This is a genomic window from Glycomyces rhizosphaerae (assembly GCF_042647865.1).
Lineage (GTDB): Bacteria > Actinomycetota > Actinomycetes > Mycobacteriales > Micromonosporaceae > Glycomyces > Glycomyces rhizosphaerae.
In genome coordinates, this window is record NZ_JBHRWO010000021.1 from 894,969 (window position 1) to 906,744 (window position 11,776).

The window sequence follows — 11,776 nt, forward strand, 5'->3', positions numbered from 1 at the left end:
GGTTAAACGGTCGCGCCGGCGGGACCGGTGGTGCCGCGGATGATGAGCTTGGGGGTCAGGACCACGTCGCGAGGGACGGTCCTGGTGCCTTCGAGACGCTCGACCACGAGGTTCACGGCGTGCTCGGCCTGCTGGGGGATGGTCTGGCTGACCGTGGTCAAGTTGATGTAGGCCATTTGCGACAGCAGGCTGTTGTCGTACCCGGCGATCGAGATGTCGCCGGGGACGTCGAGGCCGGCCCGGTTGAGTCCGTCGAGGAGGCCGGTGGCAGCGCGGTCGTTCGCGGCGATGACCGCGGTGGGGCGTCGGTCGTTCTCGAGGATGGCCCCGACCGCCTGGCGGCCCGCCTCCTCGGTGAAATCGCCGGGGATGATCTGAGTGAATTCCTCTAGGCCATTGCGGCGCATGGCGTTACGGTAGCCGCGGCGCCGGTCGGAGGAGATGGTGCCCTTGCCCGCGTCCACATGGACGATGCTGCGGTGGCCGAGCTCGACGAGGTGGTCGACGATCTGCTCGATGCCCTTGTCATCGGCGGTGCGGACGAGGTCGATGCGGTCGGACTTGAGGCGGCGGCCGACCGCGACGAGCGGGAACTGGCGGCCGAGCTCATCGATCCGGGGGGCAGGGATGTCGGGTCCGAGCAGGATGAGCCCTTCGCAGCGCAGTTCCAGCAGCGTCTCGATGGACCGCTCTTCATCGTGCGTGCGGGAGCGCGGGCTCAGTGCTAGCTGGTAGCCGCGCTCGTCGGCCGCGGCCTGGATCTCCTCGACCAGTTCGGCGTGGAAGGTGTTGCGCAGGATCATCGAGACGCCGATGAGGTGGTTGCGCCGCAGGGCGAGGAGGCTCGCGGTGCGGTTGTGCCGGTAGCCGATCTCGTTGGCGGCCTCGAGCACTTTCGCGCGGTTCTCGGGGCTCGCCCCGGGTGCGCCGCGGAAGACCAGCGAGACGAGCGCCTTCGAGACCCCCGCCCGCTCGGCGACGTCGCGCATCGTCGGGCGTCCCGCGGGTCCTTGCGCCTCGTGGCTGTTCTCGTTCACGTCGTCTCTCCACGTCGTTCAAATGTGCAGCACGCTGATCGGCCGTTGTCCAGCCTGCCGCATCCCCTGTCGCACCGCTCGTCCGCGGTGCATTCGAATCCGCCTCGTATTTCGATGCCGTTATCGAACCGTTGCGGAAAAGTATAGACCGGTCTAGGTCGAACCCTTGACGTTGAGTCTAGACCGGTCTAGGTTTGTGCCTAGACCGGTCTAGTGTCGGTGGTCACCGACGGATCGGAATACCAGGTCATGGCGGTAATAATCGCCTTCTAAAACGAGGAGTTTCGATGGGGAAGCCTTCGATCGGCGTAGCGGTCATCGGTGCCGGCATGGCGGGCCGCGCGCACGCCGCCGGTTACCGGACGGCCTCGACGCTGTACGAGACCGACCTGCCCGAGATCCGGCTGGTCGCGGTCGCCGACAAGCACGAGCCCTTCGCGGTCGACGCCGCCAAGCGCTACGGATATGAACGGGCCGAGACCGACTGGCGGGCCGTGATCGACGCTCCTGACGTGGACGCCGTCAGCATCGTTGTCGCCAACTCGCTCCACCGCGAGATCGCCGAAGCTGCGCTCGCGGCCGGCAAGCACGTCCTGTGCGAGAAGCCGATGGCCCCGAGCGTCGCCGACGCCCAGGCCATGGTCCGCGCCGCCGAAGGGACCGGCCTCGTCGCCGCCCTCGGCTTCACCTTCCGCCGCAACCCGGCGATCAACGCCATCCGCGACCGCATCGAGAACGGCGAACTCGGGCCCGTGCGCCATTTCGAGGGCCACTACTGGTGCGACTACGGCTTCGACCCGAACGCGCCGATGAGCTGGCGCTACAAGGGCGGTCCCGGCTCGGGCATGCTCGCCGACACCGGCAGCCACGTGATCGACGTCGGCGAGTTCCTCTGTGGCCCTGTTGAAAGCGTGCGCGGCACCGTCTTCTCCACGGTGAACAAGACCCGTCCCGTCCCGCTCGGGACGGCCGTCGGCCACGCGGGCGGCGTCGCACTCTCCGATGAACGCCAGACAGTCGAGAACGAGGACATCGCCACCTTCAACCTCACCTTCGCGGGCGGCGCCACCGGCACCATCCAGGTCTCCCGCGTCGCCTTCGGCTCCGCGAACGCCCTGGGTTTCCGCGTCTTCAGCCTGAACGGCTCGGCCGCGTTCGAGCTCGACCGCCCCGCCCAGTTTGACGTCGCGGACCAGACCGCCCCGGCCGACTCGATCGGCTACCGGCAGGTCCTCGCCGGGCCCTCGCATCCGTACCTCAAGGGCGGCATGGCGATGGACTTCCCCTCGGTCGGCTACGGCCAGAACGAGGGCTTCGTCTTCCAGGCCCGCGCCTTCCTGGAGCAGATCGCCGGCTTCGACCGGCTCCCGCCCTGCCCGTCCTTCTCCCACGGGCTCCACAACCTCAAGGTCCTCGACGCGGTCGTCGAGGCATACAACGCCAACGGAAAGGCCGTGATCGTATGAAACTCGGCGCCTACACCGCCTGCCTGCACGACCGTCCGATCGAACAGGCCCTCGACCTCCTCGCCGAACTGGGCCTCACCAGCGCGGAAGTGAACACCGGCGGGTTCCTGCCAGCCCCGCACGTCCCGATCGACGCCATCCTGTCCAGTGAGGACGCCGCCAAGGACTACCTCGGCGTCTTCGCCGAGCGCGGCATCGAACTCACCGGCCTCAACTGCAACGGCAACCCGCTGCATCCCGACCCCGAGGTCGGGATCGCACACGCCGAGGACCTGCGCCGCTCCATCGAGGTCGCGAGTCGCTTGGGCGTCAAGCGGATCGTCACGATGTCGGGCCTTCCGGCGGGCGAAGCGAGCGGTGAACGCGTCAACTGGGTGGTCAACCCCTGGAACACCGCCCTGCTCGAATCGATCGAGTACCAGTGGGAGGTCCTGGTCCCGTTCTGGAAGGACATCCAGGCCCGCGCCGCGGACGCCGACGTGAAGATCGCCATCGAGCTGCACCCGCACAACACGGTCTTCAACCCGGCCACGTTCCTGCGTCTCGCCGAGGCGATCGACTCCACGCACGTGGGCGTCGAGATGGACCCGAGCCACCTGTTCTGGCAGGGCATGGACCCGGTCGCGGTGGTCGAGCACCTCGGCGAGTGGATCTTCCACGCCGCCGCCAAGGACATCAAAATCTACGAGGACAGCGTCAAGATCAACGGCGTCCTCGACGAGCGGTTCACCCGCATCCCGGCGGAGGACGATCCCCTCCCGGTCGGCGGCCGCTACACCGTCACCAAATGGCCCGCGAATCCCACCTGGGAGTTCGTCGCGCTCGGCCAAGGCCACGACAACGCCTACTGGACCCGGTTCCTCCAAGCGCTGCACGCCGTCGATCCGGACATCGCGGTCAACATCGAGCACGAGGACCAGCACTTCGACCGTGTCGAGGGTCTGCGACTCGCGGCCGACAACTTGAATGCCGCATACGCTGCGGCCGGAATCTAGGTTCCGCTCCGGAACCTCTGCCCATGTATTACGCACGAAAGTAAAGGAAGAAGGATCACCGATGAAGCTGACATCCTTCAAGTGGAGACTCGGGGCCGTCGTGGCCGCGATCGCACTTGGCGCAGCGGCCTGTTCCAGTGAAGGCGGACGGGAGACCGACGAGCAGTCGGCCACCGACGACGTCGACATGACGATCGCCATGATCACGCACGCCCCCTCGGGGGACACGTTCTGGGACATCATCCGCAAGGGCGCCGAGGACGCCGCCGACAACTACGGCGTCGACTTCGAGTACTCGAACAGCATTGAGATCAGTGAGCAGGCGACGCTCATCCAGAACGCGGTCGACCGCGGCGTGGACGGCATCGCCGTCTCGAACCCGAACCCGGACGCCCTCAACCCGGCGATCCAGGAGGCGATCGACGCAGGCATCCCGGTCGTTGAGTTCAACGCCGGGGTCGACAACTGGCAGGACTCGGGCGCGCTGATGTTCTTCGGCCAGAACGAGACCGTCTCCGGTCAGGCCGCGGGGGAGCGGCTCAAGACCGAGGGCGCGGGCAAGGTCCTGTGCGTCCTTCAGGCCCAGGGCCAGGTGCAACTGGAGGCTCGCTGCGACGGCGTCATCGCCGGCTTCGGCGGCGAGACCGAGAAGCTGTACGTGGACGGCGAGGACATGACCTCGGTCCAGTCCACGCTCGAGGCGAAACTCCGTGAGGACCCCTCGATCACGCACGTGATGACGCTCGGCGCTCCGATCGCCATGACCGCCATCCAGTCGGTCGAGGCAGCCGGGTCCGAGGCCCAGGTCGCCACCTTCGACCTCAACGGCGAAGTGGTCGGCGCGATCCAGGACGGCGGCCTCCTGTGGGCCATCGACCAGCAGCCCTATCTGCAGGGCTTCCACTCGGTCAACGGCCTGGTCCTCTACGCCACCAACGGGAACACCCTCGGCGGCGGCGAAGCGGTCCTGACCGGACCGTCGTTCGTGGACTCGACCAACGTCGACGCGGTGGCCGAGTACGCCGAGCGCGGCACTCGCTAAAGCCGGGTTCAAGACAGGGGCCGCCCTTGCTTTTCGGGCGATCAGCAAGGGCGGCCCCACCCAACGCAAAGGAGTCAACCGGTGTCGTCAGAGACATCAGCACCGTTCGAGGTCCTCACCATGGGGCGGGTCGGCGTGGACGTCTACCCGAACCAGATCGGCGTGGGCCTGGACGAGGTGACCTCGTTCGGGAAGTTCCTGGGCGGCAGCCCCACCAACGTTGCAGTCGCGGCCGCCCGCTACGGGCGTTCCAGCGCGGTCGTGACTCGCACCGGCGCGGACCCGTTCGGACGCTTCATCCATCAAGCTCTGCGCGATTACCGGGTGGACGACCGGTACGTCATCGAAGTCCGTGGGCTTCCGACGCCGGTCACGTTCTGCGAGATCTTCCCGCCTGACGACTTCCCGATCTACTTCTACCGCGAACCCAAGGCCCCCGACCTGGAGATCAACCCCGACGAACTCGACTTCGACGCGATCCGCGCTGCGAAGGTCTTCTGGGTGACCGTGACCGGACTCTGCCAGGAGCCGAGCCGCTCGGCCACCCTCGCCGCTCTGGAGGCGCGCGGCAAGTCCGGCATCACCGTCCTCGACCTCGACTACCGCCCCATGTTCTGGTCCAGCCAAGAGGAAGCCCGCGAACAGGTCCAACGCGCCCTGCCGTATGTGACTGTGGCCGTTGGCAACCTCGAAGAATGCGAGACCGCCGTCGGCGTCCGCGAACCGCTCGCGGCGGCCAAGGCGCTGCTCGCCGCGGGGGCGTCGCTGGCCGTGGTCAAGCAGGGCCCCAAGGGCGTCCTCGCTGACGACGGCTCCGGCCCGGTCGAAGTGCCGCCCGTCCCGGTCGACGTGGTCAACGGCCTCGGCGCCGGCGACGCCTTCGGCGGCGCCCTGTGCCACGGCCTCCTCGAAGGCTGGGACGTCGAGCGCACCATCGCATTCGCCAACGCGGCGGGCGCCATCGTCGCCGGCCGACTGTCCTGCTCGGACGCCATGCCCACCGCGGCTGAGGTCGAGCACAAACTGAAGGAGAGTGCCGATGCACGTTGACACGCTCGCCTCGCTCGCCGACACCCGTCTGCACCGGCCCGGCGCGATCGCCGAAGCCGCCGCGAAACGTATCAAGGCCGACAGCCCGGTGGGGCCCAGCGGCAAGTGCTTCATCATCGCCGCCGACCACCCCGCGCGCGGCGCGCTCGGCACCGGCGGCGACCCGCTGGCGATGGCCGACCGCGGCGACCTGCTCGACCGGCTCCGCATCGCCCTCGCGAACCCCGGCTGCAACGGGCTGCTCGCGACCGCCGACATCATCGAGGACCTGCTGCTGCTCGGGGCGCTCGACGGCAAAGCGGTCTTCGGCTCGATGAACCGCGGCGGCCTCGCCGGATCCACATTCGAGATCGACGACCGCTTCACCGGCTACGACGCCGCGACCATCCACGCGATGGGCTTCGACGGCGGCAAGACCCTCACCCGCATCGCCCTCGACGACCCCTCCACCCCCTCGGTCCTCGAGCACACCGCCAACGCGGTGAACGAACTCGCGGCCCTCGGACGCATCGCCATGGTCGAACCCTTCATCTCCGCATGGGTCGACGGCAGGATCGTCAACGACCTCTCCACTGAAGCCGTCATCAAGTCCGCCGCGATCGCCTCCGGACTCGGCGCCACCTCCGCCTACACCTGGCTCAAACTCCCCACCGTCCCCGGCATGGACCGGGTCGCGGCCGCTTCGACGCTGCCGATCGTGATGCTCGGCGGCGAAGTCGCCGACATCGAGGCCATGCGCGACCAATGGGGCGCTTCGCTCGCCCTGCCGAACGTCATCGGCCTGACCGTGGGCCGGTCCCTCCTCTACCCCGCCGACCGCGACGTCGCCGGTGCGATCGACAAGGTGGTGAAGCTGCTGTGAGCCGCTACCACCTTCCCGCTCAATCCACTGCGGACGGCCAGTACGACACGGTTGTCACGCCCGAATCCGCCGGCTGGGGCTACTCCGGACTGAAGATCCTCGAACTCGGCCCCTGGGGCACGACGTTCGCGACTGGCGACGCCGAGACTCTCGTGCTGCCGCTGTCCGGAGGGTGCACCATCACCTGCGACGGCGAGTTGTTCGAACTCGAAGGCCGCAAGAGCGTCTTCGATGGCGTGACCGACTTCGCCTACCTGCCAAGGGGCACCGAGGCCACAGTGACGAGCGCGAGAGGCGGCCGATTCGCACTGGCCTCCGCGAAGTGCGAGCGGCGACTCCCCGCCCGTTACGGCAAAGCGGAAGCGGTCCCGGTCGAAGACCGGGGTGCAGGAACGTGCGCACGGCAGGTCCGCAACTACTGCCTGCCCGGCACGTTCGACGCCGACCGACTCCTGGTGTGCGAGGTGATCACGCCCGGCGGCAACTGGTCCTCGTACCCGCCGCACAAGCACGACGAGGAGCGCGAGGGAGAGTCTGTGCTCGAAGAGATCTACTACTTCGAGGTCGCTCGCGATGGCTTCGCGTTCCACCGCGTCTACGGCACCCCGGACCGCCCGATCGACGTCACCGCCGAAGTCCGCTCCGGCGACGTCGTCCTCGTGCCGCACGGCTGGCACGGCCCCAGCGCCGCCGCCCCGGGGTACGACCTGTTCTACCTCAACGTGATGGCCGGTCCCGGCGAGGACCGCGCTTGGCTGATCAGCGACGACCCGGCCCACGCCTGGATCCGATCCACCTGGGAGACAAAGGGAGGCGCCCGATGAGCACGATCCGCCTGACGACATCGCAAGCGCTCGTGCGGTTCCTCGCCGCCCAGTACTCGGAACGGGACGGCATCGAGCAGCGCCTCATCCCGGGTGTGTGGGGGATCTTCGGGCACGGGAACGTGGCCGGGCTCGGACAGGCGCTCCTCCAAGCCGCCCAAACCGGCGAGGCCGACCTGCCTTACTACCTGGCGCGGAACGAGCAAGCCATGGTCCACGCTTCGGCCGCGTTCGCGAAAATGCGCGACCGCCTCCAGACGTTCGCGTGCACGGCCTCGACCGGCCCGGGTTCGACCAACATGATCACCGGCGCGGCCCTCGCCACCACGAACCGGCTCCCCGTGCTGCTCTTGCCCTCCGACATGTTCGCCTCCCGGGTGCCCGACCCGGTGCTGCAGCAACTCGAGGACACCCGCGCAGGCGATGTCACCGTGAACGACGCGTTCCGGCCCGTCTCGAAGTACTTCGACCGCATCTCGCGACCCGAGCAGTTGATCCCGGCCGCTCTGGCCGCCATGCGGGTGCTGACCGACCCGGTCGAGACCGGAGCGGTCACCTTGTGTCTGCCGCAGGACGTGCAGGCCGAGGCCTTCGACTGGCCGGTCGAGTTCTTCCGCAAGCGCACCTGGCGCATCGGCCGACCAGTACCGGAGCCGGACGCAGTCGATCGCGTCGCCGCGCTCCTGCGAAACGCGGAGCGGCCCTTGATCGTCGCGGGCGGCGGCGTGGTCTACAGCGGCGCGATGGCCGAACTGCGGGCCTTCGCCGAAGCCACCGGCATCCCGGTTGCGGACACGCACGCGGGGAAGGGTGCGGTCCCGTGGGACCACCCGTGCGCGGTCGGCGGTCTCGGCTCCACCGGCACCGCCGCCGCGAACATGCTTGCGGCCGAAGCGGACGTGGTGCTCGGCATCGGCACCCGCTACTCCGACTTCGCCACCGCCAGCCACACGCTCTTCGCCGACCCCGATGTCGTGTTCGCGAACCTGAACGTCGCCAGGCTTGACGCGGCCAAGCACTCGGCCGAAATGCTGCTCGCCGACGCCAAAACCGGCATCACCGCGCTGGCCGACGCCCTCGCCGAATGGTCCGTGCCCGAGGCGTATAGGGCTGAGACACGTGAAATGGCGGCCGCATGGCGGGCGACCACCGACCGCTGCTTCACGATCGGGCATGGCCCGCTGCCGGCCCAGACCGAGATCCTCGGTGTTCTCAACGAGGCCCTCGACGACTCGGACGTGGTCATCAACGCGGCCGGCTCGATGCCCGGCGACCTCCAGATGCTCTGGCGCGCACGCGACCCGAAGGCCTACAACGTCGAATACGCGTTCTCCTGCATGGGCTATGAGATCGCCGCGGGGATCGGCACCAAGATGGCCGCACCCGACCGCGAGGTCGTGGTCCTGGTCGGCGACGGCTCCTACCTCATGCTCTCCTCCGAGATCACGACCATGATCTCCGAGGGCCTGAAGGTCATCATCGTGCTCGTCCAGAACCACGGATTCGCCTCCATCGGCGCGCTATCGGAATCCCTTGGCTCCCAGCGTTTCGGCACGAAGTACCGCTACCGCGACGAGCAGTCGGGCCAGCTCGACGGCGACACCCTGCCGGTCGACCTGGCCGCGAACGCGGCCAGCTTCGGGGCCGAGGTCATCACCGCGAACGGCGTCGCCGGCTTCCGTGAGGCGATCGCCAAAGCCAAGGCGAGCACCAGGACCACGGTCGTCCACGTCGACACCGACCTCGAAGGCCCGAACCCGCCCGGATCCGCGTGGTGGGACGTGCCCGTCAGTGAAGTGTCCGAACTCGACTCCACCCGCGAGGCCTACAAAACTTACGCCGACCACAAGCGCACCCAGCGCCACTATCTCTAGGGGGACCGGAAGATCATGTCAACGAAGACGATCGAGCACTGGATCGGCGGAGCGTACACGCGCGGCGCCTCGACCCGGACGGGCACCGTGTTCAACCCGGCGACCGGCGAGGAGCAGAAGCACGTCCTGCTCGCCGAGACCGCCGACGTGGACGCGGCCGTGGCCTCGGCTGCGAAGGCGTTCGAAGCCTGGGGCGACTCGTCGCTGTCGCAGCGCACCAAGATCATGTTCCGCTTCCGCGAGCTCCTCATGGAGCACGAGGACGAGATGGCCCGGCTGATCTCCTCCGAGCACGGCAAGGTGATCGAGGATGCGCGCGGCGAGATCATCCGCGGCCGCGAGGTCGTGGAGTACGCGTGCGGCATCGCCGACGCGTTGAAGGGCTCGTTCTCGGACCAGGTGTCCCGAGGCGTCGATGTGTTCAACTTCCGCCAGCCGCTCGGGGTCTGCGCGGGCATCACGCCGTTCAACTTCCCGATCATGGTCCCGATGTGGATGCACCCCATGGCCATCGCCACCGGGAACACGTTCATCCTGAAGCCCTCTGAGCGCGACCCGTCGGTCTCGAACCTCGTCGCCGAGCTGTACGCCGAAGCGGGCCTGCCCGAGGGCGTGTTCAACGTCGTCCACGGCGACAAGACCGCGGTCGACGCGATCCTGGACCACCCGGACATCGCCGCCGTTTCGTTCGTCGGCTCGACCCCGATCGCGAAGTACGTGCACGAGAAGGCGACCGCGACCGGCAAGCGCGTCCAAGCGCTCGGCGGGGCGAAGAACCACGCCGTGGTCCTGCCCGACGCCGATATCGAGTTCGCCGCGAACCACCTGACCGCGGCCGCGTTCGGCTCGGCCGGGCAGCGCTGCATGGCCATCTCCATCGGTGTCGCGGTCGGCGAGGCCGGCGACGCTCTGGTGGAGGTCCTCAAGCGCAAGGCCGAGGAGGTCAAGGTCGGCCCCGGCGAGGACCCGGAGTCCGACATGGGACCGCTGGTGACGCCTGCCGCCAAGGAGCGCGTCATCCGCGCCGTGGCCTCCGGCCAGGACCAGGGCGCCGAGGTCGTCGTGGACGGCCGCGACTACGACGTGGTTGGTCACGAAGCGGGCTTCTTCGTCGGTCCCTCGCTCCTGGACAGGGTCACTACCGACATGGACGCGTACAAAGAGGAGATCTTCGGCCCCGTCCTGGGCATCGCCCGCGCCGCCGACGTGGACGAGGCGATCGCGCTGATCAACGCCAACCCGTACGGCAACGGCACCGCGATCTTCACCTCTTCCGGTGCGGCCGCGCGCCGCTTCCAGCGGGAGGTGAAGGTCGGGATGATCGGCGTCAACGTCCCCATCCCGGTCCCGATGTCCTACTACTCCTTCGGTGGTTGGAAGGACTCGCTCATCGGCGACAGTCCCATCCACGGCCCCGAAGGCGTCCGCTTCTACACGCGAGCCAAGACCGTCACCAGCCGCTGGCCCGAGGTCCGCCAGACCGTCGACGCCGCCTTCCATTTCCCGACCCACTCATGAGAGGACCAGTAGCAATGGCTGCCACTGAAAGCTCTCCGCAGACCGCGGACGGCGCCGCATCACCGATCGCGGCCTCCGGGCCCGACAACCGTGCCGCCCGCGTATCGCAACGCTCCACGTTCCGCCGGATCGCCGGCCGGCCCGAGATCGGCTCCCTCATGGGCGCGATCGCGGTGGTGGTGCTGTTCTTCGCGGTCGCACCGCCGATCCGGAGCCTCGACGCGGTCTCGACGGTCCTGTATGCGACCTCGACCATCGGCATCATGGCCGTCGCGGTGTCGCTGCTGATGATCGGCGGCGAGTTCGATCTCTCCGCCGGCGTCGCGGTCATCACCTCCGCACTCGCCGGGGGCATGTTCACCTGGTGGTTCGGAGTGAACGTATGGGTCGGCGTTGGGTTCGCGCTCGTGTTCTCGCTCGGGATCGGGTTCCTCAACGGGTGGCTGGTCACCAAGACGAGACTGCCGAGCTTCCTGATCACGTTGGGGGCGTTCCTGATCCTGCAGGGCCTCAACCTGTTCATCACCCGCCTGGTGACCGGCGCGGTCTCCAGCCCCTCGATCTCGGACATGGACGGATTCGAGTCGGCCAAGGCCGTGTTCGCCTCCACGATCGACATCGGCGGGGTCGGCGTTCGCGTCACGGTCCTGTGGTGGCTGGGGTTCACCGCGATCGCCACCTGGATCCTGCTGCGCACCAAGGCGGGGAACTGGATCTACGCGGTCGGCGACAACCAGGACGCGGCCCGCGCGGTCGGCGTCCCGGTCAAGTGGACCAAGATCGGCCTGTTCATGGCCGTGGGCTTCATGGCCTGGTTCATGGGCATGCACAACCTGTTCCTGTTCTCCAGCATCCAGTCCGGCGGCGGCGTGGGCCAAGAGCTCATCTACATCGCCGCGGCGGTGGTCGGCGGCTGCGCCCTCATGGGCGGCTACGGGACCGCCATCGGCGCCGCGATCGGCGCCCTGATCTTCGGTCTCACCAACCAGGGCATCGTCTTCGCCGGTTGGAACCCGGACCTGTTCAAGTTCTTCATCGGCGCCACCCTGCTCGTCGCGGTGGTGCTCAACATGTGGGTGCGCGTGCGCACCCAGCGGAGGTGACCGAC

General features: G+C 68.2%; 10 protein-coding genes. 9 read left to right on the forward strand and 1 reads right to left on the reverse strand.

The features are described from left to right. Positions 1–2: 2 nt before the first annotated feature. Positions 3–1,037 carry a LacI family DNA-binding transcriptional regulator gene (locus ACFO8M_RS24460; protein WP_387980389.1) on the reverse strand — a complete coding sequence of 345 codons (1,035 nt, stop codon included), beginning with the start codon at positions 1,035–1,037 and terminating at the stop codon, positions 3–5. A 287-nt stretch (positions 1,038–1,324) separates the two neighbouring features. Here ACFO8M_RS24460 and ACFO8M_RS24465 point away from each other — a divergent pair, with 287 nt between their 5' ends. The 9 genes from ACFO8M_RS24465 to ACFO8M_RS24505 all read left to right on the forward strand — a co-directional run bounded on the left by ACFO8M_RS24465 (position 1,325) and on the right by ACFO8M_RS24505 (position 11,771). Further along, the gene (locus ACFO8M_RS24465) at positions 1,325–2,503 is read left to right on the forward strand and encodes a Gfo/Idh/MocA family protein (protein ID WP_387980391.1); all 1,179 of its coding nucleotides are present in this window, start codon (positions 1,325–1,327) and stop codon (positions 2,501–2,503) included. Then, positions 2,500–3,498 carry a sugar phosphate isomerase/epimerase family protein gene (locus ACFO8M_RS24470; protein ID WP_387980393.1) on the forward strand — a complete coding sequence of 333 codons (999 nt, stop codon included), beginning with the start codon at positions 2,500–2,502 and terminating at the stop codon, positions 3,496–3,498. The genes ACFO8M_RS24465 and ACFO8M_RS24470 overlap by 4 nt, the downstream gene beginning before the upstream one ends. A gap of 61 nt (positions 3,499–3,559) precedes the next feature. Then, positions 3,560–4,540: a sugar ABC transporter substrate-binding protein gene (locus tag ACFO8M_RS24475; RefSeq protein ID WP_387980394.1), complete on the forward strand. Its 981-nt coding sequence runs from the start codon at positions 3,560–3,562 to the stop codon at positions 4,538–4,540. Positions 4,541–4,621: 81 nt separating this feature from the next. Further along, positions 4,622–5,590: a 5-dehydro-2-deoxygluconokinase gene (gene iolC, locus ACFO8M_RS24480; protein ID WP_387980395.1), complete on the forward strand. Its 969-nt coding sequence runs from the start codon at positions 4,622–4,624 to the stop codon at positions 5,588–5,590. Next, a complete protein-coding gene (locus ACFO8M_RS24485; protein ID WP_387980396.1) occupies positions 5,580–6,452 on the forward strand; it encodes a Cgl0159 family (beta/alpha)8-fold protein in 873 nt (290 codons plus the stop codon). The genes iolC and ACFO8M_RS24485 overlap by 11 nt, the downstream gene beginning before the upstream one ends. Beyond that, on the forward strand, positions 6,449–7,276 hold the full coding sequence (gene iolB / locus ACFO8M_RS24490) for a 5-deoxy-glucuronate isomerase (protein WP_387980397.1): 828 nt from the start codon (positions 6,449–6,451) through the stop codon (positions 7,274–7,276). The genes ACFO8M_RS24485 and iolB overlap by 4 nt, the downstream gene beginning before the upstream one ends. Further along, positions 7,273–9,150, forward strand: a complete 1,878-nt coding sequence (iolD, locus tag ACFO8M_RS24495; RefSeq protein ID WP_387980398.1) for a 3D-(3,5/4)-trihydroxycyclohexane-1,2-dione acylhydrolase (decyclizing) — start codon at positions 7,273–7,275, stop codon at positions 9,148–9,150. The genes iolB and iolD overlap by 4 nt, the downstream gene beginning before the upstream one ends. A 15-nt stretch (positions 9,151–9,165) precedes the next feature. Further along, complete coding sequence (locus ACFO8M_RS24500) at positions 9,166–10,668, forward strand: CoA-acylating methylmalonate-semialdehyde dehydrogenase (RefSeq protein ID WP_387980399.1); 1,503 nt, start codon at positions 9,166–9,168, stop codon at positions 10,666–10,668. A gap of 14 nt (positions 10,669–10,682) precedes the next feature. Further along, positions 10,683–11,771 (forward strand): ABC transporter permease, encoded by a 1,089-nt coding sequence (locus ACFO8M_RS24505; RefSeq protein WP_387980400.1) that lies wholly within the window; start codon positions 10,683–10,685, stop codon positions 11,769–11,771. Positions 11,772–11,776 lie beyond the last annotated feature (5 nt).

Coding starts and splice junctions, on each gene's coding strand:
- iolD (WP_387980398.1), top strand. CDS start 7,273: ATGAGCACGATCCGCCTGACGACATCGCAAGCGCTCGTGCGGTTCCTC.
- ACFO8M_RS24485 (WP_387980396.1), top strand. CDS start 5,580: ATGCACGTTGACACGCTCGCCTCGCTCGCCGACACCCGTCTGCACCGG.
- ACFO8M_RS24505 (WP_387980400.1), top strand. CDS start 10,683: ATGGCTGCCACTGAAAGCTCTCCGCAGACCGCGGACGGCGCCGCATCA.
- ACFO8M_RS24470 (WP_387980393.1), top strand. CDS start 2,500: ATGAAACTCGGCGCCTACACCGCCTGCCTGCACGACCGTCCGATCGAA.
- ACFO8M_RS24465 (WP_387980391.1), top strand. CDS start 1,325: ATGGGGAAGCCTTCGATCGGCGTAGCGGTCATCGGTGCCGGCATGGCG.
- ACFO8M_RS24500 (WP_387980399.1), top strand. CDS start 9,166: ATGTCAACGAAGACGATCGAGCACTGGATCGGCGGAGCGTACACGCGC.
- ACFO8M_RS24475 (WP_387980394.1), top strand. CDS start 3,560: ATGAAGCTGACATCCTTCAAGTGGAGACTCGGGGCCGTCGTGGCCGCG.